Source organism: Paraburkholderia sp. J67 (assembly GCF_905220265.1).
Taxonomy (GTDB): Bacteria; Pseudomonadota; Gammaproteobacteria; order Burkholderiales; family Burkholderiaceae; genus Paraburkholderia.
On sequence record NZ_CAJMZK010000030.1, the window covers coordinates 54,426 to 75,322 of the forward strand.

17 protein-coding genes and 1 pseudogene are annotated in these 20,897 nt (G+C 64.1%); 10 read left to right on the forward strand and 8 right to left on the reverse strand.

Annotation, left to right across the window (positions count from 1 at the left end):
- Positions 1-733 precede the first annotated feature (733 nt).
- The 4 genes and pseudogenes from U5782_RS34425 to U5782_RS34440 form a co-directional block, all read left to right on the forward strand.
- Positions 734-1,429 (forward strand): annotated as a pseudogene (locus U5782_RS34425) (divalent metal cation transporter); the annotation flags it as partial.
- 237 nt (positions 1,430-1,666) lie between these two features.
- Positions 1,667-2,167: an antitoxin Xre/MbcA/ParS toxin-binding domain-containing protein gene (locus U5782_RS34430; RefSeq protein ID WP_415914454.1), complete on the forward strand. Its 501-nt coding sequence runs from the start codon at positions 1,667-1,669 to the stop codon at positions 2,165-2,167.
- Positions 2,164-2,634, forward strand: a complete 471-nt coding sequence (locus U5782_RS34435; RefSeq protein WP_322048318.1) for an RES family NAD+ phosphorylase — start codon at positions 2,164-2,166, stop codon at positions 2,632-2,634. The genes U5782_RS34430 and U5782_RS34435 overlap by 4 nt, the downstream gene beginning before the upstream one ends.
- Positions 2,635-2,671: 37 nt before the next feature.
- Positions 2,672-3,019, forward strand: coding sequence for a hypothetical protein (locus U5782_RS34440; RefSeq protein WP_322048319.1), 348 nt, complete (start codon positions 2,672-2,674; stop codon positions 3,017-3,019).
- A 1,014-nt stretch (positions 3,020-4,033) separates the two neighbouring features.
- Here U5782_RS34440 and U5782_RS34445 read toward each other — a convergent pair.
- From U5782_RS34445 to U5782_RS34465, 5 genes are all read right to left on the reverse strand, one after another.
- Positions 4,034-5,104, reverse strand: coding sequence for a porin (locus tag U5782_RS34445; protein ID WP_322048320.1), 1,071 nt, complete (start codon positions 5,102-5,104; stop codon positions 4,034-4,036).
- An 84-nt stretch (positions 5,105-5,188) separates the two neighbouring features.
- Positions 5,189-6,106 carry an ABC transporter permease gene (locus U5782_RS34450; protein WP_321845105.1) on the reverse strand — a complete coding sequence of 306 codons (918 nt, stop codon included), beginning with the start codon at positions 6,104-6,106 and terminating at the stop codon, positions 5,189-5,191.
- Positions 6,103-7,221, reverse strand: a complete 1,119-nt coding sequence (locus U5782_RS34455) for an ABC transporter permease (protein WP_322048321.1) — start codon at positions 7,219-7,221, stop codon at positions 6,103-6,105. Before U5782_RS34455 ends, U5782_RS34450 begins: the two co-directional genes overlap by 4 nt.
- Positions 7,218-8,789 (reverse strand): ABC transporter ATP-binding protein, encoded by a 1,572-nt coding sequence (locus U5782_RS34460; protein WP_322048322.1) that lies wholly within the window; start codon positions 8,787-8,789, stop codon positions 7,218-7,220. The genes U5782_RS34455 and U5782_RS34460 overlap by 4 nt, the downstream gene beginning before the upstream one ends.
- Positions 8,790-8,791: 2 nt before the next feature.
- On the reverse strand, positions 8,792-9,817 hold the full coding sequence (locus U5782_RS34465; protein ID WP_322048323.1) for a BMP family protein: 1,026 nt from the start codon (positions 9,815-9,817) through the stop codon (positions 8,792-8,794).
- Between the two features lie 526 nt (positions 9,818-10,343).
- Between U5782_RS34465 and U5782_RS34470 the strand changes: the two genes are divergently transcribed.
- Positions 10,344-10,991, forward strand: coding sequence for a TetR family transcriptional regulator (locus U5782_RS34470; RefSeq protein ID WP_042298362.1), 648 nt, complete (start codon positions 10,344-10,346; stop codon positions 10,989-10,991).
- 7 nt (positions 10,992-10,998) lie between these two features.
- On the opposite strand, the gene U5782_RS34475 is transcribed toward U5782_RS34470, so the two are convergent.
- From U5782_RS34475 to U5782_RS34485, 3 genes are read right to left on the reverse strand one after another with little or no spacing between them, the layout of a single operon-like run.
- Positions 10,999-12,594: a gamma-glutamyltransferase family protein gene (locus U5782_RS34475; protein WP_322048324.1), complete on the reverse strand. Its 1,596-nt coding sequence runs from the start codon at positions 12,592-12,594 to the stop codon at positions 10,999-11,001.
- A 47-nt stretch (positions 12,595-12,641) separates the two neighbouring features.
- On the reverse strand, positions 12,642-13,817 hold the full coding sequence (locus U5782_RS34480) for an amidase (protein ID WP_322048325.1): 1,176 nt from the start codon (positions 13,815-13,817) through the stop codon (positions 12,642-12,644).
- Positions 13,814-14,638, reverse strand: a complete 825-nt coding sequence (locus U5782_RS34485) for a cysteine hydrolase (protein ID WP_322048326.1) — start codon at positions 14,636-14,638, stop codon at positions 13,814-13,816. Before U5782_RS34485 ends, U5782_RS34480 begins: the two co-directional genes overlap by 4 nt.
- Before the next feature lie 417 nt (positions 14,639-15,055).
- Between U5782_RS34485 and atzF the strand changes: the two genes are divergently transcribed.
- Genes atzF through U5782_RS34510 form a run of 5 tightly spaced genes read left to right on the forward strand, consistent with a single transcriptional unit; the run spans position 15,056 to position 20,896 of the window.
- On the forward strand, positions 15,056-16,903 hold the full coding sequence (gene atzF / locus U5782_RS34490) for an allophanate hydrolase (RefSeq protein WP_322048327.1): 1,848 nt from the start codon (positions 15,056-15,058) through the stop codon (positions 16,901-16,903).
- A 55-nt stretch (positions 16,904-16,958) separates the two neighbouring features.
- Positions 16,959-18,056, forward strand: a complete 1,098-nt coding sequence (locus U5782_RS34495; RefSeq protein ID WP_322048328.1) for a BMP family ABC transporter substrate-binding protein — start codon at positions 16,959-16,961, stop codon at positions 18,054-18,056.
- Between the two features lie 49 nt (positions 18,057-18,105).
- Positions 18,106-19,239, forward strand: coding sequence for an ABC transporter permease (locus U5782_RS34500; RefSeq protein WP_322048329.1), 1,134 nt, complete (start codon positions 18,106-18,108; stop codon positions 19,237-19,239).
- A complete protein-coding gene (locus U5782_RS34505) occupies positions 19,232-20,158 on the forward strand; it encodes an ABC transporter permease (protein ID WP_322048330.1) in 927 nt (308 codons plus the stop codon). The genes U5782_RS34500 and U5782_RS34505 overlap by 8 nt, the downstream gene beginning before the upstream one ends.
- Positions 20,159-20,203: 45 nt before the next feature.
- Positions 20,204-20,896: an isochorismatase family cysteine hydrolase gene (locus U5782_RS34510; protein WP_322048331.1), complete on the forward strand. Its 693-nt coding sequence runs from the start codon at positions 20,204-20,206 to the stop codon at positions 20,894-20,896.
- Position 20,897: the final 1 nt, after the last annotated feature.

Here is a 20,897-nt window from a genome sequence, read left to right on the forward strand (position 1 = left end):
GACGGTAGAGGGCGTACGGTTCACACCGCGCTGCACGGATCGTGAGCTGCACAGCCGTGCTGTGAGCGTCTGCCGCTGACCGTCTACGCTCTGTGTGCCGTACGCCAGGCGCGCCCGGCCACCTGACGTTTCTGACAAAATGTCCCGCTCAGTCGCTGGAAGGTGGGACATTTTCCGCAATCCAAGGAAGTGTTCCAATCTCGCAGACGCTCTGGCTCACCTCGTCTAGCCCGGGGTGACTTTGCCGAAATGCTGGATACGACCGCCAAGCCACACTAGATAGAGTATTCGCCCCTTTTCGGTATCACTCACCAGACGCAACGCCTGGCGAAGCGAACTCATCCGGGCGCTTTCGGCCGATCCCTAGCTCACAGACGTACCCGTAATCTGATGGCCCGGAGTCGACGCATCATCGTGCAGTTCATCGTTTGTGGAACATTGAGATGGGGAGGATGGCTCGCGACCCTGACCATGTTCGCGGCGGCGATCGGAATGTTCGTGCCGGGTTGAAGTCCGCATGTCGCAGACGCCGGTGCGCGTGGCGAGCATCACTTCGACTGCTTTTTCGGGATTTACGCTCTTGATTTGCGGGCCTCGTTCAACGCGATCGCCACCGCCTGCTTTCGCAGGTTTGCCATGCTTCAATACTGTTTTGATGTTCTTTGAGATGGGCTCTCTATCAAAATTGCGACTAACGGTCTACCGCAGAATAAGCTCGTGAATGACCTCGGCGCAGATTTTTATTACCTATGAGCGCTATGCGCGGCTCCTAAAGTGGACCGCGCTCTCGCTCCTGGCGTATGTGGCGGTGGTACTCGTGATGCCGGTCAAATGGAATGAAGTCGCTCACGCCATCGTCGTGCCGAGGGTGACTTGGTCGAACAGTTTTTTTACGACAGTTGTCGCGGTATTCGGCACGACTATCAGCCCATATCTGTTCTTCTGGCAAGCCTCGCAGGAAGTCGAGGAAATACGTGCCTCCGGACGTCAGCGTCCCCTGTTACGTGCGCCAGTGCAGGCAGCCGACCAGTTGCGCAGGATCAGCTTCGATACCTGGATTGGCATGGGCGTCTCCAATGCCATTGGCTTTTTCATCATGCTCACGACCGCGGCAACGCTGTACCTGCACCACATCGAGGTCAAAACCTCAGCAGACGCGGCGAAAGCACTGGAGCCGATTGCGGGCCCGTTTGCCTACGCGCTGTTTGCGCAGGGGATCATTGGGACCGGCCTGCTAGCGTTGCCCGTGCTCGCCGGCTCGGCTGCTTACGCCGCAGTGGGAACGTTCCGGTGGCGAAGCAGCCTCGCGCTGCATCTGACGCTTGCAAGAGAATTCTACGCAGTGATCGTGCTCTCGATGCTCGGCGGCGTGCTGATCACGTTCACGCATCTGGATCCCATGCGTGCGCTCTATTGGAGTTCGGTGATCACCACCCGGCGGCGAGATGGCTGTGCCCGGCACCGAGGCAGACAGCACACACACCAGCGGCGAAACATCGGAAAGCTGGCGGCGCTTGTGCGAGACCGTCGAGCGCCTGAGCGCAGAGGCACAGTCTGTCCCGCCGACGCTACACGCCGATTGCCTCTCAATTGATAGTTATTGACGCCCAAATGATATGTGCTACCATATGGGAACTAATATTCTCCCACATGAGAGTCGCTCGAGATGGCAACGCACACTCACGCCGGAAGTCCAGCAGCCAAGCGCCCAGCCTCGCGCGCGGCGAGGCCCTACGTGGGCACCAACGGCCTCGGCACAAAGCCGCACGACTTCGAGACCTTCGAAAAAATGGACGCTCTGGCTCAACGCCAGACGATTCGCGACGGTATGGAATCGATCATCGTGGAGCGCGTGGCGAAGGAGCTGTTGCACGTCCCGTTGCAAACGCTGCTAACTGGATTGAGCCTTCCGACCTCGACCATCCTGCGCAAGATTGCGAACCAGGAGCGCCTGTCGGTTGCGGAATCGGATCGGGTTGCGCGCGTCCTCTATGTTCTTCAACAGGCAACGCAAGTGTTTGATGACGCCGATCTGGCGGCCGAATGGATGCAGCGGGCGAACGCAGAGCTTGCGGGGCTGAAGCCACTCGAAGTGCTCGACTCGCAGCCCGGTTATGACCGGGTTCGCGACATCCTGCTTCGCGCCACGTTTGGCATTCCCGCATGAAGGTTTACCGTCTCGCGAAAGAAAAGCCCGGACTCTATCTCGCCGACGATCTCAGTGGCAACGGCGCGGCGATTGCCGGCGGCCGATGGAATCCGAAGGGCAGACGTGTGCTGTACTCCTGCTGCAACGCTTCAACGGCGGTACTCGAAACGCTTGTGCATTTGTCGGGTCTGCTGCCTGCCGGGGGATTTTTCCTTGTCACCCTTGATGTGCCGGACGTCGAATTCGGGAACGCTTACCAGCCTGAATTGCCGCCAGACTGGTCCGAACTTGGCCGCGATCCAGGCACCACAGCAGAGATAGGCCGGCAATGGCTCGAACGTGGTGAACGGCTCGCGATGCGCGTGCCATCTGTAGTGTGTCAAGCCGACTTCAACCTGCTTCTCAATCCGCTGCACGCCGAGATGTCGAGCGTGCGCGTGATCAGCAAGGAGCCGTTCAAGATCGATCCGCGACTATTCAGCTAAACGCAGATCCATTCGCTGTATATCCCGCTCGAAAATTATGTCACCACAAGAAGCCTGGCCCATCATCCGAACGCTCGCTAACGGTATCGACCCACTCACGGGTGAAGTGCTCTCCGATCAGAGTCCATTCAACCAGCCAGATGTGATCCGCGCGCTGTTCGCTGCCGCGCAGGCACTGGGGCACCTGGCCGATGAATCGGCAGCGCAGGTGAGCCCTGCGAAAAAGGCGCAAAACGCTGGCGCGTCATGGCCCCCCGAAGAGGACGACCGCCTGGTCAATGCCTACGATGGGGGCACCGACGTGGTCGAACTGGCAGCACGGCACGGCCGCACAAAAGGCGCAATCAAGTCGCGTCTCGTGAAGCTTGGGCGCATCGAGCGATAGGGTTCTTCAAAGGAACTGACGATAGGGTCTGCTAAGACCTCGCGCCTTCGGCGTCCACTGTCTGGAGATTGCCCTCGGCGGTGTTTGCGCAATTGTGGTTTTTATATATTTATTAAATAGTTGCCATATTGCGTACTGGCACTTTTTGTATCTTTTCGCCATTCCAGCGAATGGACCCGAGGTTTTAGTTCTTGCCATAATTTCGGCGATCAGTTTGAGCAGGATTTCTACGATCGGCTTCGCTGCGTTATGGCGAATGAACGGACAGTTCCCGGTTACTCGGCCGCCCACGCCTGGCCGAAACCAACCCAGCCGGACCTGCGGCCTCTTAGTGCCGGCACAGCCGAACTGGCGAAGGTTCACTGGAACTCGATGCGTTCTATGAGTGAGCCAAAGATGAGTTGTCAGAATTCAATGAACAAGTCTCATAGCCAATGTTAACAAACGGATAAATAAATTAGATAAATACTAATACGTTAAATATACATGGTGCGAAATATTTATTTGAATCTGTCTAACTCTTCCGATGCACTGCCGTCTGCGACAGGAGTTCGATAACCCGCAGACGGTTACGGTGACAGCCATGGGAAGGACTGCTACCGTTGTTTTCCCCAGCAACCTAGGACACGCAGGCGTGTCAGGTTGCCGGTCGGCCACGCACGGCGAAGAGCTGGATCAGTTCGTCGCGCACGTGGTCGAGATAGTGCGTGTCGGCGCTCCAGCGCGGTGAGGCCCTCGAATCGTGGCAGTTAAGGAGCCGTTCTGTCCAAGCAGAGACAACGGAAAGATAGCAGAGAAGCAGCCCAATATCTCGAGCGGGAGCCGCCGCAGTCCGAAGTGAGCTGTTGATCCCGGTCCACGATATCGTCACCGAGGGCGGCGAAATTCCCGAACATATCCATCCGCCTGACGAAGGGCAAAGAACACTGCTCGGGAGGGTGACGCGATGCGTACTATTGGCGATCGAGATACTACCTTTAGTGCGTGGGCCAGTGGCAAGCGGTCAATAGTGCCTTAAAACTTCGTGCGAATGCCCGCTCCGAAGGTATCGCCGCTCGCCAGCTTGTCAAAGTGGTCGTACATATACGCCGCGTAGACATCGGTGCGTTTGGACAGCGCGTAGTCGTAGCCCAGTGCTGCGGTTTGCCGTGTCTGGTTGAGGCCGCCGCTGTCGCGCGAATAAGCATACGACGCCATCACGGTGCCGCCGCCCAGCGCAACCGATACGCCGCTCTGGTAAGTGTTCACATGCCAACTGCTCGCGAGCTCGTCGTTCTTTGTGTACATGTATTGGCCAAAGAATTTCACCGCTTTCAGATCGTAGGACAGCCCGACCTGCGCGACGCTCTGGCTACGCATGCCTTCGACGAGCGCGGTCAGATCGCCTGGCGTGCTGTTGTAATTCGCGTACTGATAGACTGCGGTAGCCGCGAACGGGCCGTGGAAGTACAGGAATTGCGCGCTCCACTTCTTCGAACCGTTCTCGCCTGCCTGATTGCCGAGGCCGTACATCAGCGAGCCAGACAGGCCGTTATAGTTCGGCGTGGAATATTGCACGGTATTGCTCCAACCTGAATCGCCGATCACGCCCATATCAGTCGTATAGCTCGGGCCGCTGCCGAGGCCGAGATACGTGTGCCAGATCATCGGCGAGAATTCGTACGAATCCACGAACGGGTTGAAGAGAATTGTCGAGATAAACAGGGGTGTGGTTTGGCGGCCGAGCGTTAGCGTGCCGTAGACAGATTCGAGGCCCACATACGCGTTGCGCGAGAAGAAGGTGTCGCCCGTAAAGCGGCCGGCCTGACCGTTCTGCGGCAGGAAGAAGTCTTCGAGTGCGAAGACGGCCTTGTAACCGTTGCCGAGGTCTTCCGAGCCTTTCAAGCCCCAGTAAGAGGTGGACATGCCACCACCCGAGACTTCCCAGGCGCGCTGGCCCCCCGGGACCTTCTGCGCGCCGATCCATGTATCAACCTGACCGTAGAGTTGCACGCTCGACTGCGCGAACACCGAAGAAGCGGAGAGCGCGAGCGTACCCGTTACGAAAAGACCCCATGCCGTGCGTGCGATAGCCGAATTTTTCATGTTAATTTAGTTATGCTAAGTCAAGAATGTAAAAAATAAGGAAACGGAGCAGCGGTGTGCAGACCGCTGCGTCAGGGGCAAACTTCAACGGCTGAATGGACGCGTGAGCGAAGGCGGCGCGGTTTGCCGTCCGATCAGACCGGCTACCGCGATCAGTGCGAGCAGATACGGGAGCATCACGAGCAAGGCGGTGGGCACATGAAGCCCGAACATCTGCAACTGGAATTGCATGGCGGTGGCCGCTCCGAACAGCAGGCACGCCAGCGCGGTTCGGCCAATCTTCCAGTTGCCGAAGATGATCGCCGCGATCACCAGGTAGCCCGTGCCGTTGGTCATGCCTTCCGTAAAGGTATGGATATCCCCGATCGAGATAAAGCAGCCCGCCGCCGCCGACATCACGCCGGAGAACAACACCGCGCCATAGCGCAGCTTCACGACGGACACGCCCGACTGATCGACGGCGCGCGGTGATACGCCCACCGCATGCAATGCGATGCCGAGCGCCGTATGACGCATCGTCCACGCTGTCGCCGCGAGTACCAGCAGGCCCGCGTACAGCAGCCATACCTGGTGGAATACGGCGTCGCCGATCAACGGTAATTGACCGAGGCCCGGCGGTGACCAGCGGGCCAGGCCTGGAATCGCCGCCTCCGAGCGCGAGCCGAATATCTCGCGATACGCGAGCGTCGTGCCGCCGAGCGCGAGGATGTTGATGCCGATGCCCGTCACGACCTGATTCGCGCGCAGCGTCACGCTCAGGAACGCCTGCAGCAGCGCGACCGGCAGTACGCCCAGCATGCCGCAGAGCAGGCCGATGGCCGGGTTGCCGGTCCACCACGAGGCCATCGCGCCGATGAATGCGCCGGTCAGCATCATGCCTTCCACGCTCATGTTGAGCACGCCCGCCCGCTCGCTCACGAGCTCGCCCGTGGAAGCCAGCAGCATGGGCGCAGCAAGGCGGATAGACGAGCCCGCAAATACGGCGAACAGTTCCGCGTTCATTGACGTTCTCCCTTTCGTTCGAGCCAGATTGCGCCGCCCGCGAGCGCAATCGTCACGATGCCCTGCACGATCAGCACCAGCGCCGACGGCACCGCGGCGACCATCTCCATGTTGATGCCGCCCGAGCGCAGAAAGCCGAACAGCAGTGCGCACGCGAACACGCCCGTGATCGAGCCGCGCGACAGCAGCCCGACCACGAGGCCGTCAAAGCCATAGCCCGACGAGAAGCCCGCCTTGAGCGAGCCCTGATCGCCTTGCAGCATCAGCGCGCCCGCGAGGCCGCCGAACGCACCCGCGATGGCTAGCGCGGCCACGATCGTCGACGTGATCGGCAAGCCCGCGCGCCGTGCCGCCACGGCGTTCAGCCCGGTCGCGCGCAAGGCGAAGCCGAAGCGCGTGTGGCGCAGCATCAGCGTGGCCGCCACGGCGAGCACGAGCGTGAAGGGCAGGCCGATATGCAGGCCGAGGCCGCTGTCGGCGAACAGGGCGGGCAGGTGCGTGGCGTCGGGAATCTCGAGCGATTCGGGCAGCGTCGCGCCGCTGGTCATCGGCTGGCGCAGGAGTGCTTCGCTTTGCACACACCAGTAAAGCAGCCACACGGCGACGAACGACAGCAGCAACGTGCTTATGACCTCGCTCGTGCCGGCCTTCGCCTTGAGCATGCCCGACACGCCGCCCCACAGCGCGCCAGCGGCGGCGGCGCAGAGCATCGGCACGATGAAGGCGAGCCCGAAGGGCAGGCCCGCACAATGGCCATACAGGCTCATCGCCGTCGAGACGATGCCGCCGATGGCGATCTGCCCTTCGGCGCCGACGTTGGTCAGTTGGGCGCGATGCGCGATCACGAAGCCGATGCCGACGAGCGCGAACACGAGCGCGCGATTGACCGACGCGCCCACCGCGTACGGCGAGCCCCATGCACCGTCGGCGAACGCGGCCAGCGCGTCGCGCACGTTCACGCCCATCAGCGCGATCAGGCCGAGCGCGACACAAAACGCGAACACGATCGCGCCACCGATCACGCCCGCGCCGCGCAACGGCGATATGCCGCCGCGCGAGCCGGGCGATGCCAGTGGCCACGCGCGCGCGGCCAGCGATCTACGAAGCGAATTCATTGCGATTCTCCTGCGCCGGCCATCCATGCGCCGATACGTGAGCGATTGGCGGCATCGGGCGTGCAACTGCCCATGATGCGGCCGCGATATAGCACGACGATGCGGTCGGCGACACGCATCAGCTCGTCGAGTTCGGACGAGATCAGCAGCACGCCCACGCCGCGCTCGCGCGCCGCGCGAATGTGGCGGTAGACGGCGGCCACCGCGCTGACGTCGAGCCCGCGTGTCGGTTGCGCGGCCAGCAGGAAATGCAGCGGATCGAGCGTGAGTTCACGCGCGAGCACGGCCTTTTGCTGATTGCCGCCTGAGAGGCCGCCGAAGATGGCGTCCGGACCGCTCGCGCGAATGTCGAAACGCTCCATCAGTTCGATCGCGCGTTCGCGCATCGCGCGGCGTTGCAGCCAGCCTGCGCGCGAGTAGCGATCGAGGTGATTGAGCATGAGGTTGTCGACGAGGTTCATGCCGGTCACGCAGCCGACCGCGTGCCGGTCCTCTGGCACGATGCCCACGCCCGCGCGCGTGAGTTCGCGCGGCGTCGCGCGCGTCATGTCCTGCCCCGCGACGAAAAAGCGTCCCGCGGCCGCAGGCGTCATGCCCGCGAGTACGGCGCCCAGTTCGCTCTGGCCGTTGCCCTCTACGCCCGCGATGCCGACGATCTCACCGCGATTCACGACGAGCGTGCAATCGGCTAGACGCAGCACCCCTTCGGCGTCGCGCGCGGCGAGCCCATCGATCTGTAACACCTCATCGCTCAGGGAGCGCGACCACGGCGAGCCTTCATGCGGCTGCGCGAGGGACAACTGCGCGTGCAGATCGGCGGCTTGCGCATGCGCGGCGCGCCGGATCATCGCGTCGACGAGCCGGTCGATGTCGTTCGCGGGCGCATCCGAGCGCGCGACCACGCGGCCCGATTGAAGCACCGTCGCATGCGTGGCAATGCGGCAGATCTCCTTGAGCTTGTGCGTGACGAGCACGACGGCGCAACCGTTCGCGGCCACGCGCGCGCAGGTGTCGAGCAGCGCGTCGATCTCGGCGGGCAGCAGCACGGCCGTCGGTTCGTCGAGCAGCAGCAGACGCGGTTCGCGCATCAGACACTTCACGATTTCCACGCGCTGACGCTCGCCCACCGAAAGATCGGCGATACGCGCATCCAGCGGCAGCGTCAGGCCCACGCGCGTGAGCGTCGCTTCGACGCGCTGGGCTTCGCGGGCGCGATCGATGCGCCCGCGCACCTGGCCGAGCAGCAGGTTGTCGAGCACGCAGGCATCGTCGACGAGGCTGAAGTGCTGATGCACCATCGCGATACCGTGCTCGATCGCCTCGCGCGGATTGCGCGGCCGGTACGCGACGCCGTTCATGCGCATCGCGCCCGCGTCGGGCTGATGCACGCCGAAGATCACATTGCAGAGCGTGGATTTGCCCGCGCCGTTTTCGCCGAGCAGGCAATGCACGTCCCCAGCCATGAGGTCGAGCGACACATCGTCGAGCGCCTGAAACGCACCGAAGCGCTTGCCGATCCCTTCGAGCGACAGCACCGGCGCGGGCGCGGGAGATACGACGGCGTTCATGGTCAGCCTTCCAGTACCTTGATCTTGCCGCTCTGGATGTCGTCTTCGATCTGCTTGAGTTTCGTATCGATGGCGGGCGTGGCATGACACACGGCCATGCCCGACGACTTCGGTCCCATGGCGAGACCGAAGGCCTTGTAGCCCGGCTGCCACGTGCCTTTCTCCAGTTGCTCGATGGCGTATTGCGCCTGATAGCCGACGCCCGTGATGCTGTACGCGACATAGAGCGGATCGCTGCCGCAACGGTCGGTGTAGCTGCCGATGATGTGCGTGTTCTTTTCCTTCGCCGCCTGTTCGATGCCGCGCAGGCCGAGATTGAGAATGTGATAGTGAATGTCGGCGCCTTGCGCGGCGGCGGCGGCGGTGGCTTCGCGTGCTTTCGCAACGTCGTCGAAATCGCCCGTGTAGCTCTCGAAGTACTTGATCTTCGGATTGATATAGCGCGCGCCGTCGCCGAATTCCTTGCCCGCGTTCACGATCGACGGAATTTCCATGCCGCCGACGTAGCTCACGGCGTTGGTCTTCGTGAGCATCGCGGCGGCCGCGCCCGCGACGAACGCAATTTCGGCCTGCTTCACGTCGTAGCCCGCGACGTTGGGCGGCATCGCTTGCCCCTTGCTGCCGCCGACGATCGAAAATTTCACTTTCGGAAAGCGCTTCGCGATCTTGATGACGGCTGCCTGCGTCTGGCCGCCGACGCCGATGACGAGTTCGTTCTTTGCGGCGAGGTTCGTGAGCGCCTGCTCCATGTCCGCGTAATTGATGTTCTCGATGATCTGCGTCTTGAGCTTCGGGCCGAATTCCTTTTGCGCGGCCATTACGCCGTCATACCCGGATTCCATCCAGCCCTTGTCGGTCTTCGAGCCGGGAATCAGGACGCCGACATGCATCGCGTCGTCGGCTGCGTAGACCGCGGGTGGCGTGACGGCGCCCAGTCCCAGCGCGATGCCGACCGTGGCGAGCACGCGCAGGCGCGCCGGTGCAGGGCGTTGCGGGAATCGATTCGAGAACAGCTTCGCGGAAGACATCGTGTAGCACTCCTTTGCCGTAGCGTTTGAGTTTCGTTTTGCAGTTTCAGTAAGTGAACTATTCATGAACGAAACGGATAAAAGCAAGTTGGATGCCATGTATGTCGAACGCATGCCGGCGTGATGGTCGAAGCCGCGCAGTGCCTGTTTTCATGCGGGTTCGTGCCGGGTGTGACGCTGCGCGCGTGAAGTGTGCGAGCGCAGGCGCGCGTGTCATGCATGCACCAAAGCCGGTTTCGATGCCTGTGCGCAGGGCGTGCGAGAAAGCGATTGCACGTGCACGCACCACGCCGGCGCGCGCTACGGATTCGCGCCATTCGATGCAGCGGCCGCGAGTTCGCGCAGTGCGCGCCGTGCTGCTATATTCGCGGCAAGCGGCGCATGCGCCGATGGACTTTTCTTCCGCACGAACGAACCTACTTTTGCCATGACGCGTGTCGCCGCTCGCTCCGCCAGTCCTTCGAGACCGAAAAAAGCCGCTGCCCAGAAGCCGGCGCAAGCCACCACGGCGACGGCGCAGGAATCCATGCAGGAACCCGTGCGCGAAACCATGCGGCAGCGTCTCGCGGCGGCGACACGCGGGCGCATCTTTCGCGTCGCGCTCGCGGAATTCGCGGAGAAGGGCTTGAGTGGCGCGCGCGTGGAAACCATCGCGAGCCGCGCGAAGGTCAACATCCGCATGATCTATCACTACTTCGGCGGCAAGGAAGCGCTCTATCTGGAAGTGCTCGAATTCGTGCTCGGTCGTTTGCGCGCCGAAGAACTCAAGCTCGAACTCGACGTCGATCGCGTCAAGCCCGTCGAAGGCATCGTGCTGCTTTACGAGTTCATCGAAGGGCATTTCGCGGCCCATCAGGAACTCGGCAAACTGCTCTCGTTCGAGAACCTGAATCGCGCGCGCGTGATGAAGCGCTCGAAAGCGATTCCCGAAATGGCCTCGCCGGTGCTGGTGCTGTTGCGCACGCTGATCGAGCGCGGCGAAAAGGACAAGACTCTGCGCGCCGGACTCGAACCGCTGCATCTCTATGTCGCGCTCGTGAGCTTGTGCTCGTTCCACAAGTCGAACGCGTACACGCTGTCCTGCATCTTCAACGCCGATCTGCTCGCGCCGAGCTGGCAGGACGAGCAGAAGCGGCAGGCGCAGGAGATGGTGCGCGCGTTCGTACGCGCCTGACGGGTTTTCAGCCGACCGCGAGCGGCGGCGTATGCGGGCTTGCATCGACGGCCATCGCCAGACCGTCGCTGCGCGGGTCGTGCGCGCCGAGCGCCCAGCCATCGGCGTCGATGCGGATCACGCCGGGATGCCCCGCGAGCGGACTTTGCGCGGCAATTGTCGAGACTTCGTGGCCGCGTGCCGAGAGTTCCGTGAGCACTTGCGCGCCCGCATCGGCCTCAAGCTTGAGCGCGTCGCGCATGTCGGAGAATGTCCGACCGAGCAGAAAGCGCGGCTGCGCGAGCGCTGCGAGCGGGTCCATGCCGTAATCGATCAAGCGCGTGAGAATCGCCGCTAGCGTTTGCGGCTGACCGTCCGCGCCCTGGGTGCCGAACAATAGATGCGGGCGCCCATCGCGCAGATACATGCCCGGCGTGAGCGTGTGGAACGGCCGCTTGCCGGGCGCGAGCGTGTTGGGATGCCGCGCGTCGGTTCCGAATGCCGCGCCGCGGTTATGCCAGAGAATGCCGGTGTCGCCTGCGACCACGCCGCTGCCCCAATCGAAATACACCGTTTGCAGCAGGCTCACCGAGCGTCCCTCACGATCGGTCGCGCCGATGAACACCGTGTCGCCATGACGAAAGCGATGCGGCCATGCACGCGCGCGGCGCATGTCGATGGACCGCGCATGTGCCGCCAGCGTCTCGGGTGCAAGCAGCATGTCGACGGGCACCTCGGCGAAATCGGGATCGCCCACGTAGCGGTCGCGATCGACGAACGCGCATTTCACCGCTTCCACGAGCAGATGATAGTAATCGGCGCTGCCTTCCTCGATAGCGGAAAAATCGAAGTGCGCGAGCGTGCCCATGATTTCCAGCATCGTCACGCCTTGCGTGGGCGGCTTCAAACCGACGAGCTCGCCGCCGCGATACGGCACGCGCAAGGGCGCTTCCTCGCGTGCGCGTGTGCTGGCGAGATCGTGCGCGTCGAGTGGCGAGCCCGCATCGCGCAGACCCCGCGCGATGCGCTCGGCGAGATCGCCCTCGTAGAATTCGCGCGCGCCAAATCGCGCGATGCGTTCGAGACTACGCGCGAGCGCCGGTTGCGCAAAGCGCGAACCGGGCGCGGGCGGGGCGCCCGATGCGTCGTTGGGCGCGAAGGTCGCGGCGAAACCGGGCTGCGCGTTCAGTTGGTCGGCACGCAGCGTTTGCCAGAAGTGCTGCGATTGCGTCACGGCAAAGCCGTCTTGTGCGTATTCGATTGCGCGCTCGAACAGCGTCGACCACGCGAGTGTGCCGCCCCACGCTTCGCGTGAATGTGCGAACGCGCGCGCCCACGTGTCGAGCGTGCCCGCGCTCGTGAGCGCAGCCGCGCCGCCACGCACAGGAATCGCTTCGCCGTGATGCGGCAGATGCATCGCGGCCTGGCCCGCGCCCGAAATCGTGCGCACGTCGCCGCTTCGATCCGCGACGACCCAGAAAGCGTCGCCGCCCAATCCCGTGAAATGTGGATACGTGACGCACAGCACCGCGCCGATCGCGATAGCGGCTTCGATGGCATTGCCGCCCGCGCGCAGCACCTCGCGCCCGGCGGCGCTCGCGAGCGCGTGCGGGCTCGTCACCATGCCGTCGCGCGAACGGGCGTTTGAAGCATTAGAAATTTTGGACTCCATTATATTGACGCGATCTCGCCGTAGCTGAGAGACAGCGTTTGCGCGAGTCGCAGCAGCGCGCGATCGGTGCCGCGCGCGCCGATCAGCGAGAGGGCGAGCGGACGGTCGCGTTCGTCGGCAAACGGCAGCGTGATTTGCGGCAGGCCGCCCAGCGAGGCGATGGCGTTGAGCGTGAGCGCGCCGTCATAGAAGCGCGCGAGCGTGTCTGCGTCCGCGTCCTTCGCGAGCAGCGCGCAGGGCGTGGTCGGCATGACGAGCACGCTGTCTTGCAGTTGTGCGTCGAGTTGCGTGGCGAGCGTCTCGCGCAGGGCGCGCCAATGTGGCGTGCGTTCGCGGTCGTACTCGTCGATGTGCGCAAAGCGCGGTGCGATAGACGGACCGAAGCGCGGCTTCGCGGCGCGTATCCATGCGCCGAGCGCCGCGTCGATATCGGCTGCCTGCACGGCTTGATAGCACGCGAGCCAGTCGATGGCCGGAATACGATCGAAGATGGGTACCGAATCGTGTGCGCCGAACGAACGCGCGAGCGCCTCGAGACGCGCGGCATCGTCGACTTCGTGCCGGGCGCGGCACGCGAAGGCTTCGTCCACGCGTCGCAACGTGAGCGATGACGACGCGCTATCGGCGGGTAACAGCACGTCGCCAACGGTTGCCAAAAGATCGGCGGAACGCGCAAACCAGCCGACCGTGTCGAGGCTCGGCGCGAACTGCACCACGCCATCGAGCGCGATCGCGCCGTGGGTCGGACGCATGCCGTAAAGACCGCAGAACGAAGCGGGCACGCGCACCGAGCCGCCCGTATCGGTGCCGAGCGCGAAGTCCACCGTGCCCGCTGCGACCGCCGAAGCCGATCCGCTTGACGAACCGCCTGGCAGCGCATGCGGCCAGCGCGGATTGAGCGGCGTGCCGTAGTGATGATTCGCGCCTTCGAGGCTATAGGCAAGTTCGTCTGTGATCGTTTTGCCTTCGAGCGCCGCGCCCGCGCGCAACAGCACCCAGACGCAGGACGCGTGCTCGCGCGCGGGCGTTTGCGCGGCGAGCCAGTCGGGATTGCCGCCGCCCGTGCGCACGCCTGCCACGTCGATCAGATCCTTCACCGCGAAGCGCAGGCGCTCGAGCGGGCCGCGCGTGAGCGGCGCGACGCGTGTAGCGTCGCCGGGCACGAACGCGCTCACGCGGGCTGCTCCTGGGCTTCGAGCGCCTTAACCGCTTGAACAAGGCGCGTCGAATCGGTGACGAAGCCGAAGCATTTCTTCACGTTCCAGATCGTCGCATCGGTGCAGAACGCGGGCGAGGAGGTCGCGCAGCAATCTTCGACGAGCACGCAGCCGTAGCCGAGAAAGTTGGCGTCGGTGAGCGAGTGCAGCACGCATTGATCGGTGTTCACGCCCGCGAACAGCAGCGTACGCACGCCGAGATTGCGCAGGATGCTGTCGAGCGGCGTGTCCCAGAAGCCGCTGATCCGATATTTATCCACGCAGATGTCTTGCGGCAGCGGCTTCAGTTCGTCCACCACGGCGGCGGCCCACGAGTCTTTTTCGAGCACATGCGCGCCGTTGCTCGTGAGCGGTTCGCCAAGACCGGTGCCCTGGCCCGTCGGTTTGTAGAGATGCAACTGGTTCGGCGGCATGTTGGCGAGATCCGGGCGATTGCCCCAGTTCACCCAGATCACCGGCACGCCTTGCGCGCGCAGCGCGGGCAGCAGCGTTTGCAGCGGCGCGATGGGCGCGCGGTCGGCGGTGTAGTCGCCGCCAATCTGCGAAACCCAGCCGCCTTTGGTGCAGAAGTCGTTCTGCATGTCGATCACGACGATGGCCGTGCGGCTCAGGTCGAGGCGCACGTGTTGCGGTTCGCAGGCGAGCGTTGCGAGACGCGGCTCGGGGCCGCGCGCCGACATGTCGACGAGCGCCGGGCTCGCGAGCCAGTGATAGGCGTCGGCGCGGCCGAGACGGTTGGCGGTGGCGGGCGCCTCGTTAAGAAGATGGGCTTCGGACATCGGCTGGGATTCTCCGCAGGTAGCGTTCATTCATGAATAAGATACTTACCGAAATATGCAAGATCGATGCCAGTCGGAAGTGCAGTGCAAACGCCCGAAGGTACGAGGTCAGTGCGAGGCGGGCGCGAGGAAGTTGCGCGGGCATGCCCCGAAGTGGGGCGCGCTGCACGAAGTTGCGGCGATGACATGCGTGCACAGGTAACGTGAATCGCTGCACGGGACGCGACGCCGAATGATCCAGTGTGATCCACGATGGCGCGCGATTGTCCCTGCGTTCTGCGTGCGCAGCGCGTGTTCGATCATCCGACAAGCACGCCAGGCAGGCTTTTGCAGCGAGCGCATGGTCGTCTGGCATGGATGATGCGTCATGTTGGCCATCTTGTATTCAAGATTGAACGCATGCCACGCTTCCAGCCAATGAAAGTTCGTGCACTGCTCGGCGCCTATCGCCGTGGCGAGACTTCGCCGCGCGAGACCATCGACACCGTGCTGCGCCGCCTCGCGAGCACGCATCGTCCCGAAGCGTGGATTCTCACTGTCGACGCAGCCGATCTCGTCACGCGGGCGGCGCAACTCGAACAACAGCTCGCCGACGAAGGCTCCGCGCTGTTCGAGCGCATGCCACTGTTCGGCGTGCCGTTCACGGTCAAGGACAACGTCGATGTCGCGGGCTTGCCGACGACGGCCGGTTGCGCGGCGTTCGCGTATAGGCCCGACGAAACAGCGTTTGCGGTCGCGCGTTTGCTCGACGCGGGCGCGATTCTGATCGGCAAGACGAATCTCGATCAGTTCGCGACCGGCCTCGTCGGCACGCGTTCGCCGTACGGCGCGGTGCGTCAGGTCGATCACGACGACTACATTTCAGGTGGCTCCAGTTCCGGCTCGGCGGTCGCCGTGGCGGCGGGCATCGTCGCGTTTTCGCTGGGCACCGATACGGCGGGCTCGGGGCGCGTGCCCGCGGGCTGCAACGGCATCGTGGGCCTCAAGCCCTCGCTCGGGCTCGTGAGCAAGCGCGGTGTCGTGCCCGCGTGCCGCACGCTCGATACGCTATCGGTGTTCGCGCACGACGTTGGCGACGCATGGGCGGTGCTCGCTCGCCTCGCGGCATTCGATGCGCGCGACAGCTATTCGAAGCCGCTGGTCTCCCGCGGCCTGACGCATACACCGACGCGCATCGGCGTGCCCGACACGCTCACGTTCTTCGGCGACGCGAGCGCGGAACACGCGTTTTCCGCGACGCTCGACGGCATCGCCACCCTTCTGGCGCTCACGCCTGCGAGTTTCGCGTTCGCGCCGTTGCAGGAGGTCGCGGCGTTGCTCTACGACGGGCCGTGGGTGGCGGAGCGGCGCGCCGCGCTCGGTGACTTCTTCGACACTCATCGTGCGGAGATCGACCCGACCGTGGCGAAGGTGATCGGCCAGGCGCAGCGCTTCGACGCCGCCACGGCCTTCAACGGCCAATATGCGCTCGCGAGTTTGAAGCGCGAAGCCGATGCGCTATTCGACCGATTCGATATTCTGATCGTTCCGACCACGCCGACACATCCCACCATCGCCGAGGTGCAGGCTAATCCGGTCGAGGTGAACAGCCGTCTGGGCGTCTATACGAATTTCGTCAATCTGCTCGACTGGTGTGCGCTCGCCGTGCCGGGTGTGCCGCGTGCAGACGGCTTGCCGGCTGGCGTCACACTGATCGGACCATCGGGCGCGGACCAGCAAATCGCGGTGCTCGGCGCGCGCATTCAGGCGCTGTTTTGCGAAGCGGCTGCAACCACCGCAGCGCGCGATGCCGATGTGATCGCTGCGCGTCCGCTGCCGATTCAGGAGCCGACCGTCACGCTCGCCGTAGTCGGCGCGCATCTGCGCGGCGAACCGCTGAACTGGCAATTGCTGGAGGCGGGCGCGCGATTTATCGAAGCGACCACGACGGCGCCGCATTACCGCCTCTACGCGCTTGCAGGCACCACGCCGCCGAAGCCGGGCCTCGTGCGTCAGGGCGACTTCGCGCAAGGCGAGGCGATCGCCATCGAACTGTGGGACGTGCCGTTGCGCAGCTTCGGCGCGTTCGTCGCGGCCGTGCCTGCGCCGCTCGCGATCGGCTCGCTCGATATCGCCGATGGCCGCACCGTCAAGGGTTTCGTTTGCGAACCCTCCGCACTGGCTGCCGGAGCGGGCGCATCCGACATTACCGCTTACGGCGGCTGGCGCTCGTATCTGGCGCACCGCGCGCCGCAACCGCACGCTTCGTCCGCTCCCGCCGCTTGATTTAGCCAAAACGACCACAGAACGCAGTGACCGACAACCTTCAGGAATCCAGATCATGACGCAACGCCGCGACTTCATCAAACAGGCTGGCGCACTTGCGCTCGGCAGCCTGCTGCCTTTCGAAAGCGTATTCGCCGCCGAGAAATTGACGGTCGGCGTGATCTACGTCGGCTCGAAGGGCGATTACGGCTACAACCAGGCACAGGCGCAAGCGGCGGCGGTCATCAAGAAACTGCCGAACGTGAAGGTGGTCGAGGAAGAGAACGTGCCGGAGACGGTCGCGGTGCAGAAGTCGATGGAAGCCATGATCGAGCAGGACGGCGCGACGCTGATCTTCGCGACCTCATTCGGTTACTTCGATCCGCACGTGCTGAAAATGGCGGCCAAATATCCGAAGGTCCGCTTCGCGCATTGCGGCGGCCTGTGGAAGCAGGGCAATCCGCCCAATATCGCGAGCTACTTCGGCTACATCGACGAATGCCAATACCTGAACGGCGTCGTCGCGGGCCACATGAGTAAGACGAAGAAGCTCGGCTTTGTCGCCGCCAAGCCGATTCCGCAGGTGCTGCGCAACATCAACGCGTTCACGCTCGGCGCGCAGTCGGTCGATCCGTCGATCACGACGCATGTGATTTTTACGGGTGACTGGTCGATGCCCGTGAAGGAAGCCGAGGCGACCAACAGCCTCGTCGATCAGGGCTGTGACGTGCTGACGTGCCACGTCGACGGTCCCAAGGTCGTGATCGAAACCGCGGAGAAGCGCGGCGCGATGAGCTGCGGCTATCACGCGAGCCAGGCCGCGCTGGCGCCCAAGGGCTATCTCACGGGCGCTGAGTGGGATTGGGCGACGCCATACCAGACGCTCGTCGCCAATGCGCAGGCGGGCAAGCCGCAGCCCAACATCCTGCGCGGTGGTCTCAAGGAAGGCTTCGTGAAGATGTCGCCGTATGGCACGAAGGTCGCGCCCGATGCGAAGAAGAACGCCGACGCGGTCAAGGCGCAGATGTTGGCAGGCCAATTTGCGATCTTCAAGGGACCGCTGAAGGACAACAAGGGCGGCACGGCCATCGCGGGAGGCACGAACTACGCGCAGACCGACATTACGCTCGAGAGCATGAATTACCTCGTCGCGGGCGTGGTCGGTCAGATCTGAACGATTCCGCCGTGAAGTCCAAAGCCCCTCAACCTCGCAAGGAGAGATCATGCGCGCTCCCGCTTCCCCGGTGACGCCGCCCGGCGTCGCCCGCGTGCTGATCGGCGTGCTGCCCGCGCTGCCGACGCTCGCGGCCATCGTCAGCACGTTGCTGCTGTTCTCGGTCTTCCTGCTGATCGAGGGGCAACCGGCGGGCGACGCGATCGCGCTGATCGCGCAAGGTGCGTTCGGCTCGTCGTTCGCGTGGCAGAGCACCTTGCTGCGCGCCGCGCCGCTCATGCTCACGGCGCTGTGCGTGGCGCTGCCCGCGCAGGTGGGCCTGATCGTGATCGGCGGGGAGGGCGCGCTCGCGCTCGGCGGACTCGCAGCGGCGGTCGTGCCGCCCCTGTTGCCGACCGGCACGCCGTGGTTCGTCGCCACGCCGGTCATGGCGCTGGCCGGCATGATCGTCGGCGGCGCGTGGATTGGCGCGGTCGGAGCCTTGCGGCAGTGGCGCGGTGTCAACGAGACGATCAGTTCGCTGCTGATGTCGTATATCGCGATTGCCGTGTTCAAGTTTCTCGTCGAAGGTCCGCTGCGCGATCCGTCGAGCCTGAACAAACCGTCGACGCCCGCATTGCCCGATGCGTTTTCCATTGGCTCGCTGCCCGGGCTCGAAGTGCATTGGGGCCTGTTCTGGGGCGCGCTCGCGTGCGTGGCCGCGTGGGTGTTCGTGCGCCACAGCACGAAGGGCTTCGCGATGCGCGTGACCGGCGGCAACGCGCGCGCCGCGCGTCTCGTCGGCCTGCCGGTGAATTCGCTCGCGCTGACGGCGTGCGTGCTCGGCGGCGCGGCGGCGGGACTTGCGGGGATGTTCGAAGTCGCGGCGGTGCAGGGCAGCGCGAACGCGTCGCTGCTCGCGGGCTACGGTTACGCGGGCATTCTCGTGGCGTTCGCCGCGCGCCAGAATCCGCTCGCGATCGTCGCGTGTGCGCTGATGATCGGCGGCATCGAGGCAAGCGGCAGTCTGCTCCAGCGCCGTCTCGATCTGCCCGACGCCACCACGCTCGTGCTTCAGGGCCTGCTGTTCGCCAACCTGCTTGCGTGGGAGGCGCTCGGCGGGCGGCTCGCCGCGTGGCGCGCGAAGTGGCAGGCCGCCGCGCCATCCGACGTCGCCTCTTCGCTGGAGCAAAGTCATGTCTGATCTGCATTCGCCCGTTGCCGTGCTGATGTTCTCGCTGATCGCGGGCGCCGTGCGCGTGAGCACGCCGTATCTGTTCGTGAGTCTCGGCGAATGCCTGACCGAGAAGGGCGGACGCGTGAACCTCGGGCTCGAGGGCATCCTGGTGTCGGGCGCGATGAGCGGCTATGCGGGCGCGTATCTGAGCGGCTCGCCGTGGGCGGGCGTGCTGATCGCCGGTTGCGCCGGGCTGCTGCTCGGCGGCCTGCATGGCCTCGTGTGTTCGCTGCCGCGCGTCTCTGACATCGCGTTCGGCATCGCGCTGATGCTGTTTGGCACCGGCCTCGCGTTCTATCTCGGCAAGCCCTTTATCGAGCCGCAGGCGCCGATGCTGCGTTCGTTCGATTTCGGTGCGTGGAGTGCGTCGCCTCAAGTGCACAACGCGCTGCACGTGAACCCGCTGTTTCTGATCGGCCTTGCACTGGCGTTCGCCCTGCAATGGGGTTTGCGCTCGACACGCTGGGGCATGACGCTGCGGCTCGTCGGCGAAAACGCCGAGAGCGCGCGGGCGATGGGCTATCCGGTCACGCGCGTTCGCATCGTGGCCACGGCGGTCGGCGGCTTCTTCGCGGGCGTGGGCGGCGCGTATCTGTCGCTCGTCTATCCGGGCAGCTGGAACGAAGGACTCTCCAGCGGCCAGGGGCTGATGGCGGTTGCGCTCGTGATCTTCGCGCGCTGGCAGCCGCTGCGCTGTCTATGGGCGGCGCTGCTGTTCGGCGCGGCGGGCGCGCTCGGTCCCGCGTTGCAGGCCATCGGCGTGACGAGCGGCTATTACCTGTTCAACGCCGCGCCCTACGTGCTGACGCTCGCGATCATGATCGTCAATTGCCGCCCGGATCGCACGCTCGCTGGCGCACCGGGCGAGCTGAGCCTTACGCGTTGACGCCTTGTTTTGCTATCGATTGATCCCGTCTCACCGGAGACCGACATGACCCGTTTCATCGAAGCCCGTCCGTATCCGTGGCCCTATGACGGCGCATTGCGCGCCGACAATACTGCGCTGGTCATCATCGACATGCAGACCGACTTCTGCGGCATCGGCGGCTACGTCGACAAGATGGGCTACGACCTCTCGCTCACGCGCGCGCCGATCGAACCGATCAAGCGCGTGCTCGCGGCGATGCGCGCGCAGGGCTTCACCATCTTTCACACGCGCGAAGGCCATCGGCCCGATCTCTCGGATCTGCCAGCGAACAAGCGCTGGCGCAGCCGCCAGGTGGGAACGAACGGCATCGGTATCGGCGACGATGGACCGTGCGGCAAGATTCTCGTGCGCGGCGAGCCGGGCTGGGAAATCATCGACGAACTCGCGCCGCTGCCGGGCGAGATCGTGATCGACAAGCCGGGCAAGGGCTCGTTCTGCGCGACCGATCTCGAACTCGTGCTGCGCACGCGTGGCATCGCGAATCTTGTGCTGACCGGCATCACCACCGACGTCTGCGTGCACACGACGATGCGCGAGGCGAACGATCGCGGCTTCGAATGCACGATCCTCGCGGACTGCTGCGGCGCGACCGATAAGGCCAATCACGACGCGGCCCTGAACATGGTGCTGATGCAGGGCGGCGTGTTCGGCACCGTGTCCGATTCGCACGCGCTGCTCGCCACGCTAGGACGCTGAT

Coding starts and splice junctions, on each gene's coding strand:
- U5782_RS34455 (WP_322048321.1), bottom strand. CDS start 7,221: ATGAATTCGCTTCGTAGATCGCTGGCCGCGCGCGCGTGGCCACTGGCA.
- U5782_RS34450 (WP_321845105.1), bottom strand. CDS start 6,106: ATGAACGCGGAACTGTTCGCCGTATTTGCGGGCTCGTCTATCCGCCTT.
- U5782_RS34460 (WP_322048322.1), bottom strand. CDS start 8,789: ATGAACGCCGTCGTATCTCCCGCGCCCGCGCCGGTGCTGTCGCTCGAA.
- U5782_RS34495 (WP_322048328.1), top strand. CDS start 16,959: ATGACGCAACGCCGCGACTTCATCAAACAGGCTGGCGCACTTGCGCTC.
- U5782_RS34485 (WP_322048326.1), bottom strand. CDS start 14,638: ATGTCCGAAGCCCATCTTCTTAACGAGGCGCCCGCCACCGCCAACCGT.
- U5782_RS34435 (WP_322048318.1), top strand. CDS start 2,164: ATGAAGGTTTACCGTCTCGCGAAAGAAAAGCCCGGACTCTATCTCGCC.
- atzF (WP_322048327.1), top strand. CDS start 15,056: ATGAAAGTTCGTGCACTGCTCGGCGCCTATCGCCGTGGCGAGACTTCG.
- U5782_RS34430 (WP_415914454.1), top strand. CDS start 1,667: ATGGCAACGCACACTCACGCCGGAAGTCCAGCAGCCAAGCGCCCAGCC.
- U5782_RS34505 (WP_322048330.1), top strand. CDS start 19,232: ATGTCTGATCTGCATTCGCCCGTTGCCGTGCTGATGTTCTCGCTGATC.
- U5782_RS34475 (WP_322048324.1), bottom strand. CDS start 12,594: ATGGTGACGAGCCCGCACGCGCTCGCGAGCGCCGCCGGGCGCGAGGTG.
- U5782_RS34500 (WP_322048329.1), top strand. CDS start 18,106: ATGCGCGCTCCCGCTTCCCCGGTGACGCCGCCCGGCGTCGCCCGCGTG.
- U5782_RS34510 (WP_322048331.1), top strand. CDS start 20,204: ATGACCCGTTTCATCGAAGCCCGTCCGTATCCGTGGCCCTATGACGGC.
- U5782_RS34465 (WP_322048323.1), bottom strand. CDS start 9,817: ATGTCTTCCGCGAAGCTGTTCTCGAATCGATTCCCGCAACGCCCTGCA.
- U5782_RS34440 (WP_322048319.1), top strand. CDS start 2,672: ATGTCACCACAAGAAGCCTGGCCCATCATCCGAACGCTCGCTAACGGT.
- U5782_RS34470 (WP_042298362.1), top strand. CDS start 10,344: ATGCAGGAACCCGTGCGCGAAACCATGCGGCAGCGTCTCGCGGCGGCG.
- U5782_RS34445 (WP_322048320.1), bottom strand. CDS start 5,104: ATGAAAAATTCGGCTATCGCACGCACGGCATGGGGTCTTTTCGTAACG.